This window comes from Micromonospora sp. NPDC003944, from assembly GCF_053605225.1.
This window is the reverse complement of record NZ_JBSGIV010000036.1, coordinates 39632-64575: the sequence shown is the minus strand read 5'-3', so window position 1 is coordinate 64575 and position 24944 is coordinate 39632. Positions and strand designations below refer to the sequence as shown.

Genomic DNA, 24944 nt, shown 5'->3' with positions numbered 1-24944 from the left:
CGAGGGTGTCACGCCGGCCGGGTCGAACGGCGTCAGGGGCGCTGCGCGGGGGACTCGGTCTTCGCCGGGTTCCGCTCGACGATCGGCTCGACGATGTCGTCGATCGCCGTGAGCAGGTCGGCGTCGAGCTTCACGCCGACCGCCTTCACGTTGTCCTGCACCTGCTCGGGGCGGGACGCGCCGATGATCGCCGACGCGACGTTGCGGTTCTGCAGCACCCACGCCACGGCGAGCTGGGCCATGCTGAGCCCGGCCTGCTCGGCGAGGGGCTTGAGCTGCTGGACCCGGGTCAGCACGTCGTCGTTCATGAATCGGGAGATGAAGCCCTTGCCCGACTTCTCGTCGGTGGCGCGGGAACCGGCCGGCGGCGGCTGGCCCGGCAGGTACTTGCCGGAGAGCACGCCCTGCGCGATCGGCGACCAGACGATCTGCCCGACGCCCAGATCTTCGCTTGCCGGCACGACCTCGGTCTCGATGACCCGCCAGAGCAGCGAATACTGCGGCTGGTTGGAGATGAGCGGGATGCGCAGCTCCCGGGCGAGCGGGTGGGCGGCGCGCAGTTGGGCGGCGGTCCACTCGGAGACGCCGATGTAGTGCGCCTTGCCGGAGTGGACGACGTCGGAGAACGCCTCCATCGTCTCTTCCAGCGGGGTGCTGTTGTCGTAGCGGTGGGCCTGGTAGAGGTCCACGTAGTCGGTGCGCAGTCGGCGCAGCGAGTTGTTGATCGACTCGCTGATGTGCTTGCGGGACAGGCCACGGTTGTTGCGGCTGGGCCCGGTCGGCCAGTAGACCTTTGTGAAGATCTCCAGGCTCTCCCGGCGCTCGTTCTGCAACGCCCGGCCGAGCACGTCCTCGGCCCGCCCCCCGGCGTACCCGTCGGCGGTGTCGAAGGTGGTGATCCCCGCGTCGAGAGCGGCCCGGACGCAGGCGAACGCCGCATCCTCCTCGACCTGCGAACCATGGGTGATCCAGTTGCCGTACGAGATCTCGCTGACCATCAGGCCGGAGCGGCCCAGGTGTCGGAATTCCATGACCCGACCCTAGCCCTAGTGGATCACCATCGGCGACCGGCGACTCAGAGCACCGGATTGGCGTCGGTGAGTAGCCGGTCGATCTCCTCCAGCACCTCGGCGCGGTCGCGGTGCACCGGGTCGATGAGCGGCACGCCGCGCCGGTCCAGTGCGCCCCACCGCCCGTTGCCGCTCTCGACCAGGAACGCCACCGGGTGGATGACGAGCATCGGGTGTGCCGGCGGGACCAGTACCGTGCCGGTGCGGTCCACCACGCCCCGCCGCCCGGCCACGTCGACCACGGCGAGCCCCTCGTCGGTGAACCCGTCGACCTGCTGACCGTCGGCCAGCTCGGTGACGAAGGCGTGGTAGCGGGTGGGTACGACGACCCGGCCGGTCCGGTCGACAGCCCCCCACCCCTCACGCCGCACCGCGGCCAGCCCGCGCCGGAACGGTCGTACCTCGGCGAAGTTCGGCGCGACCTGCACCGCGCCGGTCGCGTCGATCGCCGTCCAACCGCCCTCGCCGACCACCCAGGAAAGGCCGTCGCTGAACGGGTGCGCAGCCCGGAAGGACGGCGGGATCACCGTCGTACCGAGCAGGTTGATCAGCGACCAGCGGTCGTGGTCCGGCCGGCGGACCCACGCCAACCCGTCGCTGAAGGGCTGCGCCTCCGCGTACCGGGCGGGGATGACCACCTCACCGTCCTGGCTGGTGTAACCCCACATGGGCCCGTCCCGCTCCGGCACCGGGGGTCGGTCCCGGTCGAGCACCTCGTCCCGACCCCGGGGGTACGGCCCGAAGCCACCCGCCTCGGCCCGGACGGTGACCGCGTCGAGAGCCACCCGAACCCGGTCCAGCAGTTCGGCGTCGCCGGCGCCCCGCAGGTCGAGCGCCTTCTCGAAGTGCTCGCAGGCCTCCATGAGCCGCCCCTGGTCGTAACACGACCGCCCGGCGTGCTCGTGCAGCGCGGCCCGCAACCGGTCGGGCAACTCGATCGAGTTGGCCTGGGCGAAGAGCTGGTCCGCCTCGGCGAAGTCGCCACGCCAGCGCAGCACGTGCGCCAGCCGGGCCTGGGCCAACGCGGTCCGGCGCAGTTCCCCGGTGGCCTCGGCGTAGGTGAGGGCGAGCCGGCCGTCGGCCAACGCGTCGTCCAGGTCGCCGAGAATTCGCGAGGCCACCGCCCGCAGGCTGAGCAGCCGGGCCCGCGCGCGATTGTCGACGGCCGAGCCCAACTTCTCGGTCAGCCGCCGCCGGATGGCCCGCAGGTCGTCCGGCTCGGTCAGGTCCTCGCGCAGGGTGACCGGGTCCAACCGCCAGCGGTACGCGGCAAGCACCTGCTCCGGGTCGCCCGGGTCGGCCAGCGACGGGCGGGTCACCACCGGCGGGGCGTCGTCGGGTGGCGCGGACACCTGCACGTTCTCCCCGTCCGAGCCGCTCCTCGGGTCGGGAACAGCCGGGGCGGGTGGCCCGGATGTCGGCTCCACCGACGCCGCTGGCGGCCCGGAGACGGGCATGGGCGGTCCGGAGACGGGCGTGGGTGGTCCGGAGACGGGCGTGGGTGGCCCGGAGACGGGCGCCGCCTCGGGCGTGGGTGGTGCGGGCGTGGGCGCTGGTGGTGAGGCCGGTGGCGCGGAGACGGGCACCGCCGACACGGGCGCTGGTGGCGCGGAGACGGGCGCTGCGGCTGGTGGCGCGGAGACGGGCACTGCGGCTGGTGGCGCGGAGACGGGCACTGCGGGCGGGGCCGATACCGGCGATGCCGGCGGCGCGGAGACCGGCGTGACCGCGACGGGCGGTGCGGAGACCGGTGTGACCGACAGCGGTGGTGCGGAGACCGGCGTGACCGACAGCGGCGGTGCCGAGATCGGCGTGACCGACAGCGGTGGTGCCGAGATCGGTGTGACCGACAGCGGTGGTGCCGAGATCGGCGTGGTTGTGTCGTCCCTGGGCGGCACGGACAGCGCAGCGTCGACGGACCACTCTGCTCGCGAGCCGTCCGTGGGGTTCGTGCCAGGCTCGTCGGTCGCATCCGCCGGCCCGTCGGGTGGCGCGAGGTCGTCCGTCGGGTCGTGCACGACCGGATCGGTGTCCTCGTCCGACGAGACGGCGGAGGACGGCTGGTCGACCCCGCCCCCGAGCCTGACGCCGTCTTGGTCGCCCAGGTCGGCTCCGGAGTGGTCCGGGGGCATCGCGACGACAGGTACGCCGGAGACGGGTTGGTCGTCCACCGTTGTCAGGTCGGGAGTGGGCTGCGGGTCGTCGTCCAGGTCGTCCGCCCAGAGCCGGGGGGCACCGGAGACCGGGCGGGCCGGCGGTGCGGAGACCGGGGCGAAGGCCTCGTCCGGTGTGGTCGGTGCCGTGAAGAGGTCGGGGTCGGCGGCCGTCGCCTCGTCGTCGGCGGCGTCGAACGACTGCTGATCGGTCGCCGGCTCGTCCTGGTCGGACTCGGCGGGCTGAGCGGGGCTGAACCATGCCTCCGGCCCCCGGGCACCCGGGACGTCGCCGGGCTCGGGAACGGCCGCCACCGGCTCGTCCGAGGGCGGCGGGGGTACGTAGCGGCGCGGCGTGCCGGGTGCCAGCGGGAGCGCCGGCGCGATGTCCTCCACCGGCGGCTGCGGGGACACGGGAGCAGGAGCCACCGGGGTCGGGTCGGCCGGGGTCGGGGCCGGGCGGTTCGCCGGGGGCCCGGGCGCCTGCCAGGTGGGCGGCGGGGCCACCGACGGGCGGGCGTCGACAGTCGGGGCCGGCCGCTCCGGCGAGTGCGAGCGCTGCGGCGCGGCCGGTCGGTCGGCGGCGTGCGGCCGTTCCGGCGAGTACTTGCGGTCCGGGGAGGCCGGGCTGCGGTCGGTCGCTGGGGCGCTGGCCGTCGGCTCGTCGACCCGACGGCGATCCGGGCCCGGCTCCTCGCCACGCCGCTGGTCCGCCGCGTGGTCTCCGCTGCCCGGACCGGCGTAACGCGGCGGCGGGGTGGGGCGTGCCCCGGCGCTCGGGTGTGGCTCGGCAAGCGGCCGACGGCCCGGTGCGGGCGTGGCCTCCGACCGCTCGTCGGCGCTTGGCGGGTCCACCGGCGCGGGCAGGTACTCCAGCCGCAGGCGTGCGGCGGGTGGCCCCGAGACGGGCCGGTCGGCGGCGGGCGAGACGGGGGCAGCCGACACCTGTCGGTCCCAGCCGGGTGCGGCAGGGGAGACGGGGGCCGGGGACACGGGTGCCGGAGACACCTGTCGCTCCGGGGCGACAGGGGGGACCGGCATGGCACGGCCGGACGCGGGTGGTGCCGTCGCGGCCGGGCGTACCGGTGGCTCGTCGTACCGCGCCGGGGTTGCCGCCGGTCGCTCGTCGGGCCCCGCCGGCCGCTCGGGCCGGGCGGCCGGTCGCGACGCGATGCCCGGCTCACCAGTGCGGTACGGGTCGGCGCTGCGGTGCGGGTCCGGGCTGCGGTGCGGGTCGGTGCGGTGGTCTGGCTCCCGGGTGCGGTCCGAGGTGTGGTCCTGGCGCACCGGACCCGGTGGTGGCCAGGGCAGACTGCCGTCCGACCGTTGGCCCGGCTGTGGCCGGGACTCGCGGTAGGTGTCCTCACGAGGCGCGTCCTCGCGGTACCCGTTCTCCCGGTACGCGTCCGGACGGGTCTGCTCGCGGGGTCGCCGGTCCGGGTACGCCTCGGCGCGGGCCGCCGCCTCACGGGGCTGCTGCCAGTGCGGGTCGGTGTCGGGCCGACGCCGGTCGTCGTCGAGGCGGGTCTGGTCGGGCAGGTCCGGTTCGGGCCGTCGCCGTCGTCCACCGTTGGCTGGCGGCGCTGCTCCGACGCCTTCGTCCGCGCGGTAGCGAGGCTCTGGGCGGCGTAGGTCGTCGCCGGCCCGGTCCGGGTACCCGTCGGAGCGGTAGCGCGCGCGGCCGTCCGCGGGTGCCCACGACTCGGCTCCGTCGGCGAAGCGGCCGTCGTGCTCGCGGGCGGGGCGGGCGGCGTACCCGTCGCCGGGGTGCCGTTCGTAACCGGCGGCCGGTCGCTCCGGTGTGCCGCGCCGACGTGGTGCGTCACCCGGCTCGGGCACCCAGCCGGGCTCGGGTCGGGGCGCGGGGGAGACCGGAGGCGAGCCCCGGTAGCCCCGATCCCGCTCGGTGGGCTCCGGCCGGGGACGGCGGGTGTCGTACGGCTGCTCCCGGTGCCAGGCGGCTTCCCGCGCCGGTCCCCGCTCGTCGGCGGGGCGTCGGTCGGACCAGGCGGTCCGGCGGTCCGACTCCGGCGAGCGGCGTTCGTCGCGGCGGGGCGGCTCGGGCAGCGGACGACGGTACGGCTCGTGGTCGTAGTGGCGGGAGTCGGCGCTGTCGGGTCGGCCGTAGGTGGACGCCTCCGACGAGCGCTCGTCGCCCCGGAGTCGGCCGTAGGCCGGTGTCTCGCCCGGCTCGTCGTCCACCCACGACCGACCGGGCGGTGCCTGTTCCGCTTGTGGCTCGTCGGACCAGGACCGGCCGAGGTAGGTGCCGTCCGGGCGGGTGGGCGCGAGCGGTGGCACCTCGGCGCGGCCGGACACCGTCGCCCGGCCGCGTGGTGGCGGCTGGTGCGACATGCCGATGTCGCCGGGGTAGCGCTGGCCAGGAAACTGGGGGTGCCACTCGCTTGTCGGTTCGACCACCCAGGACGGTTCGTTCGGGTCCGGCCACCTGTCGGTGTAGCGGCCGTTCATCGGTCGGGCCCGTCGCCGCACATGGCTGCTGGGCCGATCGTCGCCGGGCGCGAGCCGTGCGCGTCAGCCACCGGGTGACCGCTGGGCGTCCGGTCGCCGCCTGCCACGCCCCGGTGGCCGGCTCGCGTCCGCTCGCTCACGCGTTGTCACCTCGTTGCAAATTGTCGCGCTGGGGGCCGCACGTGCCGGTCAGACCGCCGCTAGGGCAGGCTGTGGCTGCGGATGGAGGGTAACGGCGTCGGCTCGCTCACCGCCACTGTGGTGCCGCCCACCGGCGCAAACGTTATCCCATTGGTTTCGGACATTTGGTCCTATAAGCGAATCCGGTCTCCGACCCTACCGCACTCGAGGACCAGGGGGCTCCGACGGGATCGCCGCCTCCGGTCAGGGATGCTCCATGATGAGGACGGCGAACGTGCCGGGAGCGAGCGCCTCGTAACGGTGCGGCGCGTCGCCGGGGAACGCGGCGTAGTCACCCGGGTCGAGTTCGACAGGCGCGGACTCGGGCCCCACCCGCAGCCGGCCGGCCGCGACCACCACGTGCTCGATGCTGCGCGGGGTGTGTCCCTCCCCGACCCGGACCGCCCCCGGTTCCAGCCTGATCAGGTAGACGTCCCGGCGCAGGTGCGCGGCGCCGGCGCTGAGCAGCGTTCCGCTGAAGTCGGCCTGCTCGGAGCGGACCTGGGGCCCGTCGCCGGCCCGGATGACCCGTACGACGTCGTCGACGGGCTCCACCAGCCGGCTGAACGGCACGCCGAGGGCGACGCCCAGCGCCCAGAGCGTCTCCACGCTCGGATTGCCGGTGCCGGACTCCAGTTGGGAGAGGGTCGACTTGGCCACCCCCGCCCGGCGGGCCAACTCGGTCAGCGAGATGCCGACGCGTTCCCGCTCCCGGCGCAGGGCGGCGGCGATGGTGGCCAGCGGGGCAGCCGGTTCCGAAGGCATGCCTTCGCTCCAGGGGGTCGAACGTTCGGTACGGCGAACAACGGCGACCCGTTCAGCATGATGACCGCCCGACACGGTCCGCGCAGTAACGGCGAAACTGCTGCCTCTGACGTGCCCGAGGCAGCAGTTTCGGTGGTGTTGCGCGGGGTCAGACCTTGTCGCCCAGCTTCACCTGGGGTGCCGGAGCGCGCATCCGCCGGAAGGTGATCGACCGCATGACCGCGTAGAGGAAGAGCGAGCCCATCCGCTGGTCGGTCTTCGGGAAGCGCTCCCGGACCAGCTTGCTGATCTTGCGGCAGATCAGCACCGAGTCGACGACCACGCCGAGCGCCAGTGCGCCCCAGAGCAGGTTGGAGATCAACCGGACCGGGGCCGGCATGGCCGCGTTCGACCCGACGAGCACGATCAGTGCCCCGCCGAAGAACCAGGTGCCGACGGTACGCCGGGAGTCGACCACGTTGCGCGCCAGCAGCCGCTCCGGGCCACGGTCGCGGGGGCCACCCTCGCGGCGGAACTCCGACGCGGCCTCGGCACGCAGTTGGCGGCGACGCTCGCGCTCCTCCTCCTTGGTGAGGGGGCGGCTGGGGCCGGCCGGGCGACGGCCGACGGTCGGCCGCTTGGGCGTCTCCCGACCCTTGGCCGGGGTGTAACCCCGGGGACGCTCAGCGGTCTCCTCGGGGGTCACCGAGGTGACGGCCTCGTCGACGAGGTCGGTGGACTTGCGGCGAAAGAGCGACGGCACGCGGCAAGGGTAGCCAACGTCAGGCGCCCGGTGCACATCGCGGTGTACGGCAGACGGCTCCAGGACGCCGGGCGCCCTGGAGCCGTCGTGGTCGAACGGTTGGTGACCGAGGTTACGGACGCTCGGCGTGCGCGCCCAGGTCGGCGAGCTTCGCCTCGAAGTCCTCGTAGCCCCGGTTGATCAGGTCCACGCCGTACACCCGGGAGGTGCCCTCGGCGGCGAGCGCCGCGATCAGGTGGCTGAACCCGGCCCGCAGGTCCGGGATGACCAGGTCGGCGGCGTGCAGCTTGCTCGGCCCGGCGATCACCGCGGAGTGCTTGAAGTTACGCCGGCCGAAGCGGCACGGCGTGCCGCCGAGGCAGTCCCGGTAGACCTGGATGTTGGCGCCCATCGAGTTGAGCGCCTCGGTGTAGCCCAGCCGCTGCTCGTAGACCGTCTCGTGGACGATCGACAGGCCACGGGCCTGGGTCAGCGCCACGACCAGCGGCTGCTGCCAGTCGGTCATGAAGCCGGGGTGCACGTCGGTCTCCAGTGCCACCGCGTTCAGCTCGCCACCGGGGTGCCAGAAGCGGATGCCGCCCTCCTGGCCGGGGTCGCCCAGCTTCGGTGCGCGGGCGTCGGTGACCTCGTACTCGCCGCCGACCGAGCGGAAGATGTTCAGGAAGGTCATCATGTCGGCCTGCTGTGCGCCGAGCACCTCGACGTGACCACGGGTCGCCAGGGCGGCGGCCGCCCAGCTCGCCGCCTCGATCCGGTCCGGAATGGGCCGGTGGGTGTAGCCGTGCAGCTTCGGCACGCCCTGGATCTCGATCACCCGGTCGGTGTGGACCTTGATGATCGCGCCCATCTTCTGCAGGATGCAGATCAGGTCGATGATCTCCGGCTCCACCGCGGCGTTGCGCAGCTCGGTGACGCCCTCGGCCATCACCGCGGTCAGCAGCACCTGCTCGGTGGCGCCGACGCTCGGGTACGGCAGGGCGAACTTGGTGCCGTGCAGCCCGTTGGGCGCGGACAGGTGCAGCCCCTCGGGCCGCTTGTCGACGGTGGCGCCGAACTCCCGCAGCGCCTGCAGGTGGAAGTCGATCGGGCGCGGGCCGATGTGGCAGCCGCCCAGGTCCGGGATGAACGCGTGCCCGAGGCGGTGCAGCAGCGGCCCGCAGAACAGGATCGGGATCCGGCTGGAACCGGCGTGCACGTTGATCTGGTCGGTGCTGGCGCTCTCCACGTTCGCCGGGTCGAAGACGAGCTCGCCGTCCTCGGTGCCGTCGGTGACCTTGACGCCGTGCAGGCCGAGCAGACCTCGCACCACCTCGACGTCGCGGATCTTCGGCACGTCGAACAATCGGCTCGGGCTGTCGCCGAGGAGCGCGGCGACCATCGCCTTCGATACCAGGTTCTTCGCGCCGCGCACGCGGATCCGCCCTTCGAGCGGAGTGCCTCCGTGCACAACCAGGACGTCGTCGGTCAACGCAACCTCCAGCGCGTCGGTGCTGCTGTGTTGATGGTGGGGAGCCTGAACGTTGTCGCTACCCCGGATGCGGCCACATCGAAACGGCTCGCGTGTGTCGTCGCTTGGGCAGCATAGCCCTCGGTGACGAAAAAGGACTCGGTCACATCGGCGTGTGTGGCATTAATCGGTGATCCGGCACTTTTGCGTACCAAGAGCGCTACGGATCGTGATCAGGCCGCGGCCGGTGGCGGAGTGTCCGAACCGGGCAGGGCGAGCATCTGGTCCAGTGCCACCCGGGCGTGGTGCGCCGTGTCCGCGTCCACCGTGATCTGGTTGACGACCCGGCCCGCGACCAGCTCTTCAAGCGCCCAGACCAGGTGCGGCAGGTCGATCCGGTTCATCGTCGAGCAGTAGCAGACGGCCTTGTCCAGGAACATGATCTGCTTGTCCGGGTGAGCCAGCGCGAGCCGGCGGACCAGGTTCAGCTCGGTGCCGAGCGCCCACGCCGAGCCGGCCGGAGCCGCCTCGATGGTCTTGATGATGTATTCGGTCGAGCCCACGTAGTCGGCGGCGGTGACGACCTCGTGCCGGCACTCCGGGTGGACCAGGACGTTCACCCCGGGCACCCGCTCCCGAACGTCGTTGACGCTGTCGAGCGTGAACCGGCCGTGCACCGAGCAGTGCCCCCGCCACAGGATCATCGTGGCGTCGCGCAGCTGCTCGGGGGTGAGCCCACCACCGGGCTTGTGCGGGTCGTAGAGCACGCAGTCGTCGAGCGACAGGCCCATCTCCAGCACCGCGGTGTTACGGCCCAGGTGCTGATCCGGCAGGAAGAGCACCTTCGAACCCTGCTCGAAGGCCCAGTCCAGGGCGCGCTTGGCGTTGGACGAGGTGCAGACCACGCCGCCGTTGCGGCCCACGAAGCCCTTGATGTCGGCCGAGGAGTTCATGTACGTCACCGGCACCGTGTCACCGGCGATGCCCAGCTCGGTCAGCGTGTCCCAGGCGGCCTCGACCTGGCCCAGGACGGCCATGTCCGCCATCGAGCAACCCGCCGCGAGGTCGGGCAGGATCACCCGCTGGGTGTCGGTGGTGAGGATGTCGGCGCTCTCGGCCATGAAGTGCACACCGCAGAAGACGATGTACTCCGCGTCCGGGCGGGCCGCGGCCTCCCGGGCCAACTTGAACGAGTCGCCTGTCACGTCGGCGAACTGGATCACCTCGTCGCGCTGGTAGTGGTGCCCCAGCACGAAGACCTTGCTGCCCAGCTTCGCCTTCGCGGCGGTGGCACGGGCCACCAGATCCGGGTCGCTGGGCGCCGGCAGGTCGCCCGGACACTCGACGCCGCGCTCGGTGTCGGGGTCGCTGCCCCGGCCGAGCAGCAGCAGAGCCGTCGCCGTGTTGGAGGGTTCCACCCAGGTCGAAGTCACGTAGCCCATGGTCCCACAGCACGAGCGCGCCGCAGCTCCGCTCGGTGTGGGCTGCCACACTGCTCGGCATGCGCGTGCTGCTCTGCCCGGACAAGTTCGCCGGCACCCTGCCCGCACCGGAGGTGGCCGCCGCGGTCGCCGCCGGTTGGCGTTCCGTCACCGACGGAGACGATCTGCTGATCCGGCCCCTCGCCGACGGTGGGCCGGGCTTCGTCGAGGTGCTCGCCGAAGCCGTCGGTGGCCGCCGGGTGCCGGTGTCGACGGTCGACCCGTTGGGCCGGCCGGCGGCCGGTGAGATCCTGCTCACCGCCGACGGCACGACCGCCTATCTGGAGAGCGCGCAGGCGTGCGGCCTGCACCTGCTCTCCGCCGCCGAGCGCGACCCGAAGACCACGACCTCGTACGGGCTGGGCCTGCTGGTGGCCGCCGCGGTGGAGAGCGGTGCCCGCACGGTGGTGATCGGGCTGGGCGGCTCGGGCACCAACGACGGCGGCGCCGGAATGCTCGCCGCGCTGGGCGTGACCCCGCTCGACCAGGGCGGCGCCGCACTGGCGTACGGCGGGGCGGCGCTCGCCGCGGTCGACGCCCTGGACGGCGCGCCCCGGCTGCGCGGCGTCCGGCTGGTCGCGGCCACCGACGTGGACAACCCCCTGCTCGGGCTGCACGGCGCGAGCAACGTGTTCGGCCCGCAGAAGGGCGCCGACCGGGCCGACGTGCTGCTGCTCGACGCCGCCCTGGAGCGTTTCGCGGCGGTGCTGGAACGGGACCTGGCCGGCTGCCCGGCGGGGCTCGGCGCACTGCCCGGGGGTGGGGCCGCCGGCGGTATCGGCGCCGCACTGCTCGCGCTGGGCGGCGACTGCGAGTCGGGGATCGGCCTGGTCACCCGGGCCACCCGACTCGACGCCGCACTCGACACCGCCGATCTGGTGATCACCGGCGAGGGGTCGTTCGACCACCAGTCACTGCGCGGCAAGGTGGTCGCCGGGGTGGCCGGCGCCGCCCGCGACCGGGGAGTCCCCTGCGTGGTGGTCGCCGGGCAGGTCAGCACCGGTCGGCGGGAGGCCGCCTCGGCCGGGGTGACCGACGCGTACAGCCTGGTCGAGCACTTCGGCGGCGAGGAGGCCGGTGGGCTCGACGCCGCGCTGAGCAGGCCCGCCGAGGGGCTGCGCGACCTGGGCGCCCGACTGGCCCGGCAGTGGAGCCGCTGACCGTCCCGGCCGCCCTATCGCCGGGCCGACCTGCGGTGGCGGTCACGCCACGCGGGTGCACCCGGCCGAGGCGGCGTACGATCAGCTGAGGACCACAACCGGGAATCACTGGACGGCGCGCGGCGTTGGCCAGTGCGTCCGGACCCAAACCGCGCAGGGAGACTTCCACGTGACCACGCCAGCGCAGACCGAGTCGACCGAGGCCCAGGCCCCTACTTCCGTCGTCCTCACCGACGTCGCGGCGCAGAAGGTCAAGGCCCTGATCGAGCAGGAGGGCCGCGACGACCTGCGGCTCCGCGTCGCCGTGCAGCCGGGCGGCTGCTCCGGCCTGCGGTACCAGCTCTTCTTCGACGAGCGTTCGCTCGACGGTGACGTCGTGACCGACTTCGGTGGCGTCGAGGTCGTCGTCGACCGGATGAGCGCCCCGTACCTCTCCGGTGCGACGATCGACTTCGCCGACCGGATCGACGCCCAGGGCTTCACCATCGACAACCCCAACGCGGGCAACTCCTGCGCCTGCGGTGACTCCTTCAACTGAGTCACACCACACACCAGCGACGATGGGGCCGTCCTCCGGGGCGGCCCCATCGTCGTACCCGGTCTGGGAGCGGTCCCGGATGCCGGCGGTGGCGAGCCGGTTGCCGTTGTCCGACCGAGCGGCGACCATCGGGTTGCCGTGCCGGTAGGCTGACCGCGCCCTGCTCCCGACCCTGAGGGTTGACATGAAGATCGCCGTCACCGGCTCGATCGCCACCGATCACCTGATGAGCTTCCCCGGCCGCTTCGCCGACCAGCTCATCGCCGATCAGCTGCACAAGGTATCCCTCTCCTTCCTGGTGGACGACCTGGTGCTCCGCCGCGGCGGCGTGGCGGCGAACATCTCCTTCGGGATGGGTCAGCTCGGCCTGCGCCCGGTGCTGCTCGGCGCGGTCGGCGCCGACTTCGCCGACTACCGCTCCTGGCTGGAGCGCCACGGCGTGGACTGCGACTCGGTGCACATCAGCGAGGTGGCACACACCGCCCGCTTCGTCTGCACCACCGACACCGACATGTGCCAGATCGCGTCGTTCTACGCCGGTGCGATGAGCGAGGCCCGCAACATCGAGCTGGCCCCGGTCGCCGACCGGCTCGGCGGTCTGGACCTGGTGCTTGTCGGCGCCAACGACCCCGAGGCGATGCTGCGCCACTCGGCCGAGTGCCGCTCCCGCGGCTACGCCTTCGCCGCCGACCCGTCCCAGCAGCTCGCCCGGATGGGCGGCGAGGACGTGGTGGCGCTTATCGAAGGCGCCGAGTACCTGATGACGAACGACTACGAGAAGTCGCTGCTGCAGAGCAAGGCGCAACTGAGCGACGAGCAGCTGCTCGACCTGGTCAAGGTACGGGTCACCACGCTTGGCAAGCACGGGGTGGAGATCGCCGGGCGCGGCATCGACCCGATCCACGTACCGATCGCGCGGGAGATCCGGGCAGTCGACCCGACGGGTGTCGGCGACGGCTTCCGGGCCGGCTTCTTCACCGCGCTCTCCTGGGGCCTCGGCCTGGAACGTGCCGCCCAGGTCGGCTCGCTGCTGGCCACGCTGGTCCTGGAGACCGTCGGCACCCAGGAGTACGACGTCCGCCGCGACCTGTTCGTCAAGCGCCTCGCCGAGTCCTACGGCGACACCGCAGCAGAAGAAGTCCGCCCCCACCTCCTCCCGTCCTAACCCAAACCCCGCCCCCCGCCCGCGTCGATCATGGAGTTGTGGTGGCTGGATAGTCGCCTTATGTGGCTTTTGTTCAGCACCACAACTCCATGATCGACGCGGGGTGCGGGGTGCGGGGTGCGGGCGCGGGGTGCGGGCGGGGGGTAGGGCGGCGGTGCGGGCGGGGTTAGTGGGTTCGGCGGATGTCGTAGGCGGGGCCTTCGGGGCCGTTGACGGCGCCGAGGAACTCCTGGCCGCGCATCCGGCACCAGGCGGGAATGTCGACCGCCGCCGCCGGGTCGTCGGCCAGCACCCGGACCACCGTGCCGACCGGCACCTCGGGCATCCGTCGCGCCGCCGCGATCACGGGCAGCGGGCAGCGCTGCCCCCGGCAGTCGATCACCTCGTCCGGCATCGTCACAGCCCCACCACCCCGGCCTCGGCACGCAACCCGGCGACGATCCCCGGCAGCTCGACCAGGAACCGCTCCACGTCCGCCTCTGTCGTCTCCCGGTGCAGGCTGACCCGCACGTTGCCGTGCGACAGCACCCCCATCGCCTCCAGCACGTGCGACGGACGCAACGTGGACGAGGTGCAGGACGAGCCGGACGACACGGCGAAGCCCCGCCGGTCCAGGGCGTGCAGCAGCGCCTCCCCGTCGATGTACAGGCACGAGAACGTGACCAGGTGGGGGAGCCGGAGCACCGGGTCACCCACCACCTCCACGTCGGGCACCTCCGCCGCGACCCGCTCCCGGACCCGGTCCACGAGCGGAGCCAGCCGGGTCGCCTCGGCCGCCGCGTCGGCCGCCGCCGCCCGCAGGCTCGCCGCCGCCGCCACGACCGCGGGCAGGTTCACCACCCCGGGGGTACGACCGCCCTCCCGCTCGTCGGCCGGCCAGGGTGACTCCCAGCGAGTGCCCTTACGGACCGCCAGCACCCCCACCCCGGGTGGCCCGCCCCACTTGTGCGCGCTCGCCGTGAGCACCGACCAACCGGCCGGCAGGGGTACCCGGCCCACCGACTGCGCCGCGTCCACGTACAGCGGCACACCCGCGTCGGCGCACACCGCCGCCGCCTCGGCGACCGGCTGCACGGTCCCCACCTCGTGACTGGCGGTGATCAACGCGGCGAGCGCGACCCCGGGGGCCCGCACGGCGGTCGACCACGCGGCCAGGTCCAGCCGGCCCACCCGGTCGACCGGCACCGCGGTGACGCTCCCGCCGGCGCTGACATGCCGCTCCGCCGCGTGCAGCACCGCCGAGTGCTCGATCGCCGAGTGCACGAACGTCGCCCCGACCCGGCGCCGCCCCGCCAGGCCCCCGAGCACCGCGCCGTGAGCTGCGGTCGTACCGCTGGGGGTGAAGGACACCTCGTCGGCGCGGACGCCGAGCGTCAGCGCGGTGGCCTCGCGGGCGGCGTCGAGCAGTTGCCGGGCCCGCCGGGCCTGCGTGTACAGCTTGCCCGGGTCAGCCCAACCGTCGTCGAGCGCGGCCAGCAGCGCCTGCCGCGCCACCGGATGCATCGGTGCGGCGGTCGCCGCGTCCAGGTAGACCGGGGGCGCGCTCACGGGACTGCCTTTGTTCGCGGCTGTGGGGCTCGCAACCCCGGCTCACTCCTCGCGCTCACGGGACCGCCTTTGTTCGCGGCTGTGGGGCTCGCAACCCCGGCTCACTCCTCGCGCTCACAGATCAATACGCTATCGCGGCGGTATGCCCAGGATCCCCCCGATGGGGGGCGGACAGCGACCCCACCACGGTCGAGTCCGTCATGGTCGAGTAATCTGCGACCGTCGGTGACGCCTTTGCCGTCGGTGCTGAGGAAAGACGCACCGCGGCGCGCTAGGGAGGCAGGACCAGGTGGTCGCAAGGAGTTCGGAGGTACGGCCGTCGGCCGTACGGCACAGCGCTTCCCCAGGGGTTGGTGGACGCCGGGGGCGTGGTGCTGGTCGCCTGGCCGGGCTCGGTCTCGGTGGCGTCGCGTTGCTGGTCCTGCTCACGGGCTGTGACGTGGGTCAGACCTTTGACGGCTTCGGCTGGCCGCAGGGCGGCATCTCGCCGGAGTCCAAGCGGATGTACGACCTGTGGATCGCCTCCTGCATCGCCGCGCTCGCCGTCGGCGTCTTCGTGTGGGGCCTGATCTTCTGGTGTGTCGTGCGCTACCGCAAGCGTGGCAACGCGCTGCCGGTGCAGACCCGTTACAACATGCCGATGGAGTTCCTCTACACCATCGCGCCGATCCTGATCGTCTCCGTGCTCTTCTACTACACGGCGATCGTGCAGACCGACGTCGACAAGTTGTCGAAGAACCCGGACGTCACGGTCGAGGTCGTCGCGTTCAAGTGGAACTGGCAGTTCAACTACCGCGACGGTCAGGGCCCGGACGCCCGCACCACCGCGTCGACGCTCGGCACCAGCGAGGTCATCCCGGTGCTGGTGCTGCCGACCAACCGGTCCATCCGGTTCGAGGAGACCAGCCGCGACGTCATCCACTCGTTCTGGGTGCCGGAACTGCTCTTCAAGCGGGACGTCATGCCCGGCAAGATCCGCAACGTGTTCGAGGTTTCAAGCCTGGACGCCGAGGGCGCCTACGTCGGGCGCTGCGCCGAACTGTGCGGCAGCTACCACGCGTTCATGAACTTCGAGCTGCGGGTGGTGTCGCCGGAGAAGTACGACCAGTTCCTCGCGGCCAAGCAGAGCGGCAAGTCCACCCAGGAGGCGCTGTCCGCGATCGGTGAGGAGCCGTACGCGGAGACCACCGAGCCGTTCGACACGCGGCGGACGCAGGACAACTTCAACCCGGACAAAGTTCCGGCCCGCACCGGAAGCTGAGGCAGCGGAATGAAGACCGAGTGGCGTATCTTCCTGATCATCGCCGGGTTCCTCTTCGGTGCCACGATCCTCTACGGCGCCTGGACGCACGGGGAGTCGGGCGGCGTCGAGTGGGTCGGCACCGTCGCCCTGCTGCTGTCGTTCCTGTTGTGCTCGATGTGCGGTGGCTTCTTCTGGTTCGTCTCCCGCCGCATCGACCTGCGCCCGGAAGACCGCCCGGATGCCGAGATCGCCGACGGCGCTGGTGAGGTCGGCTTCTTCAGCCCGGGCAGCTACTGGCCGTTCGGTCTGGCGCTGGCCGCCGCGATCGCCGCGCTCGGCATGGTGTTCTGGCAGTTCTGGCTGATCGGCGCCGGCCTGCTGGCAGTTGTCTTCGCCGCCTGCGGGCTCCTGTTCGAGTACTACAGCGGCACCCGGCGTACCGCCGAGCACTGACCGGTCCAGCCGGACAGGTTTCTGTCGAAGGCCCGTTCCCCCAGGTGGGGGGCGGGCCTTCGTCGTACTCGTGTGCCGTGCTCGTGGGTGGGTCAGGCGGCGTGGCGGCGGGCGGGCTGGCGGTGTCGGCGTCCGGCCAGCCGGACGACCGGGACGGCGAACGTGGCGATCACCACCGCGGCGCCGCAGCCGGTGCAGATCAGCTCGGGGCAGTCGGTGCCGTGGCCGTCGACGCAGGGCGGGGCCTCGAACGGTGTCACGCCCTCGCAGACGTCGCAGTAGAGCTCCCGGTGCGACACCGGCGTCTCCTCTCGCTACAGGCGAACCGCCCCCGGATGCGACAGCGACGCACGCACCGGAGCGGAGAATCACTCGGCTGTAGTTTTCCACGCGGGTCCGACAAATCTCCGCTCGGAGGTCCCGCCATGGGTCGGCGGGGGGTTCCGCCGCTGCTCACGGTGAATGATCCACTCGGGTTCGTTGACGTCGCGGTGTCCTGGCGCGAGGACACGGCGGTTTCACGGATCCCGAGTCGATCACCCGCGGCGGTGCCGCACCGCCGGCCGGCCGGGGTGCGCGTTGTCGGGGTCGGTCAGGCGGTGGTGGCGGTCTCGATCCAGCGGTCCAGGGTCGCGGCGGCCGCCCCGGAGTCGATCGACTCGGCCGCGCGGGTCAGGCCGGCGCGGAGCGCCTCGATGAGGTCGCCGTCGAGCGGGCCCTGGGTGGCCAGCGCCGCCGCCGCGTTGACGAGCACCGCGTCCCGGACCGGGCCGGTCTCGCCGGCCAGCAGGCGACGGGCCACGCCCGCGTTGTAGGCGGCGTCACCGCCGCGCAGGTCGGCGATGGTGGACCGGGGTACCCCCAGGTCCGTCGCGTCCAGCACCGCCTCGCGTACGGTGCCGCCCTGGGCCGCCCAGATCCGGGTCGGTGCGGCGGTGGTGAACTCGTCCAGCCCGTCCTCGCCGCGCATCACGATCGCCGAGTCGCCCCGGCCCGCGAACACGCTTGCCATCACCGGGGCCATCCGCTGGTCGAAGCAGCCGACCGCGCCGGCCCGGGGGCGAGCCGGGTTGGTCAGTGGGCCGAGGAAGTTGAAGAAGGTGGGTACGCCCACCTCGCGCCGGACCGGGCCGGCGTGCCGCATCCCGGGGTGGAACCGGGCCGCGAAGCAGAACCCGATGCCGGCCTCCTCGACGCAGCGGGCGACCTGCTCCGGGCCGAGGTCAAGTGGGATGCCGAGGAACTCCAGCAGGTCCGCGGTGCCGCACAGCGAGGAGGCGGCCCGGTTGCCGTGCTTGACGACGCGGACGCCCGCACCGGCGACCACGAACGCCGTCATGGTGGAGATGTTGACCGTGTGGGCGAGGTCACCGCCGGTGCCGACCACGTCGAGGGCGGTACGGCGCAACTCATCGGGGAGCGTCACCGGGACCGCGCGGTCCAGCATCGCCTCCACCAGGCCGGCCAGCTCCGCCGGGGTCTCCCCCTTGGCCCGCAGCGCCACCGCGAACGCGGCGATCTGCGCGGCGCTCGCCGAGCCGGTCATGATCTCGTCCATCGCCCAGGCGGTGTCGGCGGTGGAGAGTTCGTCACCGCGCAGCAGCGCGTTGAGCAGGTGCGGCCAGGTCCGATCGCCCATGACGGGCCTCCCGAGCATGCGAAGTGCGGGTGGGCTGGAACCGGCGCCGAGGAGATCCGGCGCCGTGGGGTGCCGGAGGAGCGTGGGACGTCAGGCGGGTGCGTGCGTCCGCAGCAGCTCGGCCACCGTGCCGCCGGTGGTCACCGGGTCGAGCGGGTGCACAAGCGTGGCGTCGACCTCGGCGTACGCGGCGAGCCATCGGTCGGCGGCGCGGGCGATCACCAGGCAGGTCGGGGGAGCGTCGTCCCGGTCGTCCTTGATCTGCCGAGCGATGCCGATGCCGCCGCCCGGGCTCGCCTCACCGTCGAGCAGCAGCAGGTCGATCTCGTAGTCGTCGACGAGCCGGATCGTCTCCGCGTAGGTCGACGCCTCGACGAACTCGATCTGCAGACCGGGCGCGGGCCGGGTGCCGACGGCCATCCGCATCCGGTCACGGACCTGCGGGTCGTCGCTGTAGAGCAGGACGGTGCAAAGACGATCGCTCATGCCAGCACTCCGCTTCGCTCCGTGCCGTCATGAGACACCACCGCGCTGAGCCCGATGATTCGTTCGCTGCGCTCACTCATGCCAGCACTCCGCTTTCCCCTCGTAGCTGCCCGCAGATCGTACCGGTCGGCGTGACGTAGCCGACACGGTGGCCTGCGCCACCCGTTCGTCGTACCGTCGTCGCAGCTCAGGCGGGTGCGGCGTCGGCGGCGCGCTCACGCGCCTCCTGGCGGTCCAGCTCGCGGTCCACCCGGCGGGCCTCCCGCTCGGACTGCTTGACCCACTGCACCACCAGCACCGCGAGCATGGTCACACTGACGAACTCGCCACCGGCCCAGAGGATGCCGCCGGCGACCACCTGGTCCTGCCAGGGGTCGACCCAACCGAGGTTGAGCGACGGGTACCAGTCGCCGCCGAAGAGCGTGCTGCTCTGCATGATGGTGAGGCCGAGCACGGTGTGGAACGGCACGGAGAGCAGCATCAGCAGCGCCCGAGCCGGGTACGGCCAGCGGCCGGGCAGCGGGTCGAGGCCGAGTAGCGGCCAGAAGAACACGCAGCCGGTCATGATGAAGTGGGCGTGTACCAACTCGTGCGCCCAGGCGTGTTCGAGGGTGTAGCGGTACAGGTCACTGAAGTACAGCACGAACGGGTTGACCACGAAGATGGCGAACGCCACCAGCGGGAAGCTGTAGACCCGGGCGACGCGGCTGTGCACGATCGCGAGCAGGCGCTTGCGCGGCCGGACCGGGAGGGTCCGCAGGGCCAGGGTCATCGGCGCGCCGAGGGCCAGGAAGATCGGCGCCACCATGGACAGCACCATGTGCTGGATCATGTGTACGGAGAGCAGCGCGGTGTCGTACGCGTGCAGCCCGCTGACCGTGACGAGCGCGATGCCGCCCAGCCCGGGGCCGAGGAAGAACACGGTACGGGCGATCGGCCAGCGGTCGCCCCGCAGGCGCAGCCGGTACACCCCGTAGAGGTACAGGCCGGCGGCGAGCACCAGGCCCAGGGCCAGCCAACTGTCCAGCCGGGTCTCGCTCAGCACCGCGCCGACGGTGAACGGCGGCGGGGCCGAGGTGGCGGCGAAGATCGGATCGACGTGCAGCACGCTTTTCAGGCTAGGCCAGGCGAACCGGACCCTGACGCTCGGGCCACGGAAGGCGCAGGTTTGCCACCCCGCTGATCGCCGGTGCCGGTCAGGGGCAATAATGACGGCGTGACTGCGGCCCCAGCCATTGACAAGAGCCGGATCCACTCCCTGACCCGACCCAACATGGTCAGCGTCGGGACGATCGTGTGGCTCTCCAGCGAACTCATGTTCTTCGCGGCGCTGTTCGCGATGTACTTCTCGATCCGCGCGGCTGCGCCGGAGCAGTGGGAGAAGCACACCGAGGCGCTGAACATCCCGTACGCGACCACCTTCACGGTGATCCTGGTGCTGTCCTCGGTGACGTGCCAGCTCGGCGTCTTCGCAGCGGAGAAGGGTGACGTGCACGCGCTGCGGCGCTGGTTCACCGTCACCTTCGTGATGGGCCTGATCTTCGTGCTCGGTCAGCTGAACGAGTACCGGCACCTGGTCGCCGACGGCGTCAAGATCAACGAAGATGGGTACGGGTCGGTGTTCTACCTGACCACCGGCTTCCACGGCCTGCACGTGACAGGTGGTCTGATCGCCTTCATCATCCTCATGGTCCGTACGACCATGGGCCGGTTCACTCCGGCGCAGGCGACGTCGGCGATCGTCGTGTCGTACTACTGGCACTTCGTCGACGTCGTGTGGATCGGGCTGTACGCCATGATCTACTGGCTCCAGTGATCTTGCGCGTCACACTCCGCGCTGCTGCTCCGTCCCCTGAGACAGGTCCAACCGGTTAAGGACACCTCATGACTTCTGACAACGACCGCCGACGCGGTCTGCTCGCGCGGTTGCGCGAGCGGCCCGCCGCGCGCAGCAGGGGCCGCCGCCGGCTGGGCGCCGCGGTCCGGCTGATCGCCGCGCTGATGCTCGCCGGCGGCGCATACACCGTCTTCGCCCCCGGTGCCCAGGCGCAGGACAACCCGCAGCTGACCGGCGCCGCCGCCGAGGGCAAGGCACTGTTCGACGTGAGCTGCGTGACCTGCCACGGCCGCAACGCCCAGGGTGTCGAGGGTCGCGGGCCGAGCCTTGTCGGCGTCGGCGCGGCATCTGTCGAGTTCCAGGTCAGCTCCGGGCGGATGCCGCTGGCCCGCCAGGAGGCCCAGGCGCACCGCAAGCCCCCCGTCTTCACCGACGAGCAGACCCGTCAGCTGGCCCAGTACATCCAGGAGCTGGGTGGCGGCCCGGTCGTGCCCGAGGGCGACGACCTCCGCGAGGACGGCAACGTCGCGGCCGGCGGTGAGCTGTTCCGGATCAACTGCTCGCAGTGCCACGCGTTCGGTGGTGGCGGCGGCGCCCTCTCCTCGGGCAAGTTCGCCCCGAGCCTGCACCCCGCGACCGACCGTCAGATCTACGCGGCGATGCTGAGCGGCCCGCAGAACATGCCGGTGTTCGGCGACAACCAGCTCCGGCCCGAGCAGAAGGCCGACATCATCGCCTACATCCAGGAGACCTTGAAGCACGACCAGGACCCGGGCGGGTTCAACCTCGGGCGGTACGGCCCCTCCACCGAGGGCTTGGCGATCTTCCTGGTCGGCATCGTGGCGCTCGTCTTCGCCAGCCTGTGGATTGCGGGTAAGTCGTGATCGAGCAGGCCATCCGATTCCGTGCTGTGGTGCCGCTCGGCGCCACCCGTAGCGAGGTGACGGCATGAGCACCCACCCCGAGCACCAGGCCCCGCAGGGCCGGGAGCCGCTCGACGTGAACGACCCCAAGCTCACCCGGTTCGACATCGTCCGTGAGGGCGCGCGTCGGGACGACATCGAGATCGTCCACTACGAGCCGCAGGTGCTGCCCGGCACCAAGGCGGAGCGTCGGCTGACCCGGGTGGTCGCCGGCTTCTTTCTGATCACCGGACTCGCCGCGACCGCCTTCCTGGCCATCTACATCTGGTGGCCGTGGCAGTACGAGGCGGGCCGGGGCGGCGACAAGTTCTACACCCCGCTGCTCGGCTTCACCCTCGGCGTGGCGCTGCTCGCTGTCGGCTTCGGCATCCTGACCTGGGGCAAGAAGTTGCTGCCCAAGGAGGTCTCGATCCAGGACCGGCACGAGGGTCAGGTGGACTCCGAAGGCCGCACCATCACCGGCCAGACGATGCTCTACATGGCCGACGAGCTGGGCGTGAAGCGTCGTCCGCTGCTCGGCATCTCGCTGCTGGCCGGTCTCGCGCCGGTCGCCGCGGTCGCGGCGGCGCCGCTTGTCGGCGGGCTGATCTCGCAGCCGCACAAGAACAACCAGATGTTCACCACCGGCTTCGCCAAGCCCGAGGGTGGCGAGAAGATCCGGCTGGTCCGTGAGGACGGCCGTCCGGTCCGCCCGGCGGACATCAGCGCCGGCGGTCAGCTCACCGTGTTCCCCGGCATCGACCACGGCGTGAGCAACAGGCACGCCGACTCGCCGACGCTGCTGATCCACCTGCGCGATTCGGACGCCCAGAAGTCCCGGGAAGCCAACTCGCGGCCGGAAATCGGCCACGGTGACTACATGTGGGGCAACTACGCGGCGTTCTCCAAGATCTGCACGCACGCCGGTTGCCCGGCCAGCCTGTACGAGCAGCAGACCAACCGGCTGCTCTGCCCCTGCCACCAGTCCCAGTTCCTGATCACCGACAACGCCCGGCCGATCTTCGGCCCCGCCAGCCGGCGGCTGCCGCAGCTGCCGATCGAGGTGGATTCCGAGGGCTTCTTCGTGGCGAAGTCCGACTACACTGAGACCGTTGGGCCTGACTTCTGGGAGCGGCCATGAAGCGTCGAAAGCTTGACCTTGCGGCGACGCCGGGTAAGGCCGCGGTGGGAGTGGACGACCGCTTCGCGGTGGCCACCCCGCTGCGCAAGCTGCTGAACAAGGTCTTCCCGGACCACTGGTCCTTCCTGCTCGGCGAGATCGCGCTGTTCTCGTTCGTCGTGCTGCTGCTGACCGGTGTGTTCCTCACCTTCTTCTTCGAGCCGGCGATGACCGAGGTGGTCTACGACGGCAGCTACGCGCCGTTGCAGGGCACCCCGATGTCCGCCGCGTACGCCTCCAGCCTGGACATCTCGTTCGACGTCCGCGGTGGTCTGGTGATGCGGCAGATGCACCACTGGGCGGCGCTGCTGTTCATGGCCGCGATCGTCGTGCACATGCTGCGGGTGTTCTTCACCGGCGCCTTCCGCAAGCCGCGTGAGGCCAACTGGATCATCGGCTCGCTGCTGTTCTGGGTCGGCTTCCTGGCCGGCTTCACCGGCTACTCGCTTCCGGACGACGGCCTCTCCGGCACCGGCCTGCGGATCGCCTCGGCGATCATGCTGTCCATCCCGGTGATCGGTTCCTGGGTAACCTCGTCGATCTTCGGTGGCGAGTTCCCGGGCACGATCATCGTCAGCCGGTTCTTCATCGCCCACGTGCTGCTCATCCCGGGTCTGCTTGTCGCGCTGATCAGCGTCCACCTGGGCCTGGTCTTCAAGCAGAAGCACACGCAGTGGCCCGGCCCCGGCCGGACCAACGACAACGTGGTCGGCGAGCGGATGTTCCCGCGGTACGCGCTGAAGCAGGGCGGCTTCTTCATGGTCGTCTTCGGCGTCATCGCGCTGATGGGCGGCCTGTTCCAGATCAACCCGATCTGGCTGTTCGGCCCGTACGAGGCGTGGGTGGTCTCGGCCGCCAGCCAGCCCGACTGGTACGTCATGTTCCTCGACGGGTCGACCCGACTCATGCCGGCCTGGGAGATCCCGATCCCGATCGGCGACGGGTACGTCATCCCGCCGCTGTTCTGGCCGACCGTCGTGCTGCCCGGCATCCTGGTGGGTCTGTCGATGATGTACCCGTTCCTGGAAGCCCGGCACCTCAAGGACCGCAAGAGCCACAACCTGCTCCAGCGGCCTCGTGACGTCCCGGCCCGGACGGCCGTCGGCGCCATGGCCGTCACGTTCTACGTCGTGCTGACGCTCTCCGGCGCCAACGACGTGATCGCGGACAAGTTCCAGATCAGTCTGAACGCGATGACCTGGGCGGGCCGGGTCGGCCTGCTATTGCTTCCGCCGCTGGCGTACTACGTCACCTACCGGCTCTGCCTCGGTCTGCAGCAGCACGACCGGGAGGTGCTCGCGCACGGCGTGGAGACCGGCATCATCCGCCGCCTCCCGGACGGCCGCTTCGTCGAGGTGCACCAGCCGCTCAGCGCGTCCAACGGGCACGCCGACGGCCACGGCCAGCTGGACTACGTCGGCTGGGTCGTGCCGAAGAAGATGAACCGGCTGGGGGCCCTCGGGCCGGCCATCCGGGGCTTCTTCTACCCGATCGAGAAGCCGGTCGAGGCGCCGGTCTCGCCGGGGCACCCGCCGGTCGAGGCCCGACCCGAGCGCGAGGAGGTCGGCAGCGGCGACAGCCGCCGCTGACCCGCCCGTTCGTCCCGTTACGTGGCGCCCGCCGGATTCCGGCGGGCGCCACGTCGTATCGGCACCCGCCGCCCATCCGACCAGGAGTCGGACGGCCACGGTGCGACGGGTCGACCCCGCGCGACGGGGGATCGCAGGAATAACCCCGGTGAGCCGGGTATCCGAGCGGTCCAACGTCTCAAGGGGGGGAAGCATGTTGGGTATCAAACGCCTCGGCCTGTTGGCCGCGCTGGTACTGGTCGGTGTCGCGCCGGCCGCGGCCGCGCAGGCCGCGGCACAGCCGTCGACGCAGGACACCCAGTACCTGCAGGCGGTACACCAGGTCAACCTGTTTGAGATCACCGCTGGTGACCTGGCCCAGCAGAAGGGTCAGGACCAGGGGGTCAAGGACCTGGGCGCGATGCTGAAGACCGACCACACCCAGCTGGACCAGACGGTGCAGCAGACCGCGTCCCAGCTCGGGGTGGAGCTGCCGAACGAGCCCACCGCCGATCAGCAGGCGGTCATCGACAAGCTCAACAACGCCAGCGGCGCGGAGTTCGACCGGCTCTGGGTGACAAGTGAGCTGGCCGGCCACGTCCAGGCCATCCAGGCCACCCAGACGGAGATCTCGCAGGGCTCCGAGCAGTCGGTGGTCCAGTTGGCGCAGACGGCGCTTCCGACGCTGCAGACGCACTACGACGAGTTGGTGGCACTCGCCAACAAGCTGGGCATCCCGGTTCCGCAGACAAGTGCCAGCGGTACGCCCAGCCCGGGCGGCACCGGCACCGAGTCGCCGGCTCCGGGCGGTACCGGCACCGAGTCGCCGGCCCCGGGTGGCACCACCGAGTCCCCGGCTCCGGGCGGCGGCACCACCGAGGTACCGGCTCCCAGCGAGAGCTGACGTAGCCACAC

General features: G+C 71.7%; 22 protein-coding genes. 10 read left to right on the top strand and 12 right to left on the bottom strand.

Translation table 11 applies throughout. The features are described from left to right. Window positions 1–32: 32 nt before the first annotated feature. From ACWER9_RS19135 to nadA, 6 genes are all read right to left on the bottom strand, one after another. Window positions 33–1031, bottom strand: coding sequence for an aldo/keto reductase family protein (locus tag ACWER9_RS19135; protein WP_452303092.1), 999 nt, complete (start codon window positions 1029–1031; stop codon window positions 33–35). A gap of 44 nt (window positions 1032–1075) precedes the next feature. Continuing rightward, window positions 1076–5695 (bottom strand): WG repeat-containing protein, encoded by a 4620-nt coding sequence (locus ACWER9_RS19130; protein ID WP_452303091.1) that lies wholly within the window; start codon window positions 5693–5695, stop codon window positions 1076–1078. Between the two features lie 384 nt (window positions 5696–6079). Beyond that, on the bottom strand, window positions 6080–6640 hold the full coding sequence (locus ACWER9_RS19125; protein ID WP_452303090.1) for a helix-turn-helix domain-containing protein: 561 nt from the start codon (window positions 6638–6640) through the stop codon (window positions 6080–6082). A gap of 148 nt (window positions 6641–6788) precedes the next feature. Continuing rightward, the gene (locus tag ACWER9_RS19120; RefSeq protein ID WP_452303089.1) at window positions 6789–7382 is read right to left on the bottom strand and encodes a DUF3043 domain-containing protein; all 594 of its coding nucleotides are present in this window, start codon (window positions 7380–7382) and stop codon (window positions 6789–6791) included. A gap of 112 nt (window positions 7383–7494) precedes the next feature. Next, entirely contained in the window at window positions 7495–8850 is a 1356-nt protein-coding gene (murA, locus tag ACWER9_RS19115; protein ID WP_030337972.1) for a UDP-N-acetylglucosamine 1-carboxyvinyltransferase, read from the bottom strand. Window positions 8851–9062: 212 nt separating this feature from the next. Then, window positions 9063–10262, bottom strand: a complete 1200-nt coding sequence (gene nadA, locus ACWER9_RS19110; RefSeq protein WP_452303088.1) for a quinolinate synthase NadA — start codon at window positions 10260–10262, stop codon at window positions 9063–9065. Window positions 10263–10330: 68 nt separating this feature from the next. Here nadA and ACWER9_RS19105 point away from each other — a divergent pair, with 68 nt between their 5' ends. The 3 genes from ACWER9_RS19105 (at window position 10331) to ACWER9_RS19095 (ending at window position 13173) form a co-directional block, all read left to right on the top strand. After that, a complete protein-coding gene (locus ACWER9_RS19105; RefSeq protein WP_452303087.1) occupies window positions 10331–11470 on the top strand; it encodes a glycerate kinase family protein in 1140 nt (379 codons plus the stop codon). A gap of 169 nt (window positions 11471–11639) precedes the next feature. Beyond that, window positions 11640–12008, top strand: coding sequence for an iron-sulfur cluster insertion protein ErpA (gene erpA, locus ACWER9_RS19100; protein ID WP_007463211.1), 369 nt, complete (start codon window positions 11640–11642; stop codon window positions 12006–12008). A 184-nt stretch (window positions 12009–12192) separates the two neighbouring features. After that, the gene (locus ACWER9_RS19095) at window positions 12193–13173 is read left to right on the top strand and encodes a carbohydrate kinase family protein (protein ID WP_452303086.1); all 981 of its coding nucleotides are present in this window, start codon (window positions 12193–12195) and stop codon (window positions 13171–13173) included. Between the two features lie 166 nt (window positions 13174–13339). On the opposite strand, the gene ACWER9_RS19090 is transcribed toward ACWER9_RS19095, so the two are convergent. Both ACWER9_RS19090 and ACWER9_RS19085 read right to left on the bottom strand, forming a co-directional pair. Continuing rightward, window positions 13340–13573, bottom strand: coding sequence for a sulfurtransferase TusA family protein (locus ACWER9_RS19090; protein ID WP_452303085.1), 234 nt, complete (start codon window positions 13571–13573; stop codon window positions 13340–13342). Continuing rightward, window positions 13570–14721, bottom strand: coding sequence for a cysteine desulfurase family protein (locus ACWER9_RS19085; RefSeq protein WP_452303084.1), 1152 nt, complete (start codon window positions 14719–14721; stop codon window positions 13570–13572). The genes ACWER9_RS19090 and ACWER9_RS19085 overlap by 4 nt, the downstream gene beginning before the upstream one ends. A 289-nt stretch (window positions 14722–15010) precedes the next feature. Between ACWER9_RS19085 and ctaC the strand changes: the two genes are divergently transcribed. Both ctaC and ACWER9_RS19075 read left to right on the top strand, forming a co-directional pair. Beyond that, a complete protein-coding gene (gene ctaC / locus ACWER9_RS19080; protein ID WP_452303083.1) occupies window positions 15011–15982 on the top strand; it encodes an aa3-type cytochrome oxidase subunit II in 972 nt (323 codons plus the stop codon). Between the two features lie 9 nt (window positions 15983–15991). Then, entirely contained in the window at window positions 15992–16417 is a 426-nt protein-coding gene (locus ACWER9_RS19075; RefSeq protein ID WP_196925324.1) for a cytochrome c oxidase subunit 4, read from the top strand. 92 nt (window positions 16418–16509) lie between these two features. On the opposite strand, the gene ACWER9_RS19070 is transcribed toward ACWER9_RS19075, so the two are convergent. The 4 genes from ACWER9_RS19070 to ACWER9_RS19055 all read right to left on the bottom strand — a co-directional run bounded on the left by ACWER9_RS19070 (window position 16510) and on the right by ACWER9_RS19055 (window position 19650). Beyond that, complete coding sequence (locus tag ACWER9_RS19070; RefSeq protein WP_452303082.1) at window positions 16510–16716, bottom strand: hypothetical protein; 207 nt, start codon at window positions 16714–16716, stop codon at window positions 16510–16512. Window positions 16717–17009: 293 nt separating this feature from the next. Continuing rightward, window positions 17010–18056, bottom strand: coding sequence for an anthranilate phosphoribosyltransferase (gene trpD / locus ACWER9_RS19065; protein WP_452303081.1), 1047 nt, complete (start codon window positions 18054–18056; stop codon window positions 17010–17012). A 90-nt stretch (window positions 18057–18146) separates the two neighbouring features. After that, window positions 18147–18542 (bottom strand): helix-turn-helix domain-containing protein, encoded by a 396-nt coding sequence (locus tag ACWER9_RS19060; RefSeq protein WP_387176555.1) that lies wholly within the window; start codon window positions 18540–18542, stop codon window positions 18147–18149. A 187-nt stretch (window positions 18543–18729) separates the two neighbouring features. Further along, window positions 18730–19650, bottom strand: a complete 921-nt coding sequence (locus ACWER9_RS19055; protein ID WP_452303080.1) for a cytochrome c oxidase assembly protein — start codon at window positions 19648–19650, stop codon at window positions 18730–18732. Between the two features lie 108 nt (window positions 19651–19758). Between ACWER9_RS19055 and ctaE the strand changes: the two genes are divergently transcribed. From ctaE to ACWER9_RS19030, 5 genes are all read left to right on the top strand, one after another. After that, window positions 19759–20358 (top strand): aa3-type cytochrome oxidase subunit III, encoded by a 600-nt coding sequence (gene ctaE, locus ACWER9_RS19050; protein WP_452303079.1) that lies wholly within the window; start codon window positions 19759–19761, stop codon window positions 20356–20358. A 68-nt stretch (window positions 20359–20426) separates the two neighbouring features. Next, the gene (gene qcrC / locus ACWER9_RS19045; RefSeq protein ID WP_452303078.1) at window positions 20427–21263 is read left to right on the top strand and encodes a cytochrome bc1 complex diheme cytochrome c subunit; all 837 of its coding nucleotides are present in this window, start codon (window positions 20427–20429) and stop codon (window positions 21261–21263) included. A 64-nt stretch (window positions 21264–21327) separates the two neighbouring features. Then, complete coding sequence (gene qcrA, locus ACWER9_RS19040; RefSeq protein ID WP_452303077.1) at window positions 21328–22422, top strand: cytochrome bc1 complex Rieske iron-sulfur subunit; 1095 nt, start codon at window positions 21328–21330, stop codon at window positions 22420–22422. Next, window positions 22419–24050 carry a cytochrome bc1 complex cytochrome b subunit gene (gene qcrB / locus ACWER9_RS19035; RefSeq protein ID WP_452303076.1) on the top strand — a complete coding sequence of 544 codons (1632 nt, stop codon included), beginning with the start codon at window positions 22419–22421 and terminating at the stop codon, window positions 24048–24050. The genes qcrA and qcrB overlap by 4 nt, the downstream gene beginning before the upstream one ends. A gap of 193 nt (window positions 24051–24243) precedes the next feature. Then, a complete protein-coding gene (locus ACWER9_RS19030) occupies window positions 24244–24933 on the top strand; it encodes a DUF4142 domain-containing protein (RefSeq protein WP_452303075.1) in 690 nt (229 codons plus the stop codon). The last annotated feature ends 11 nt before the right edge of the window (window positions 24934–24944 follow it).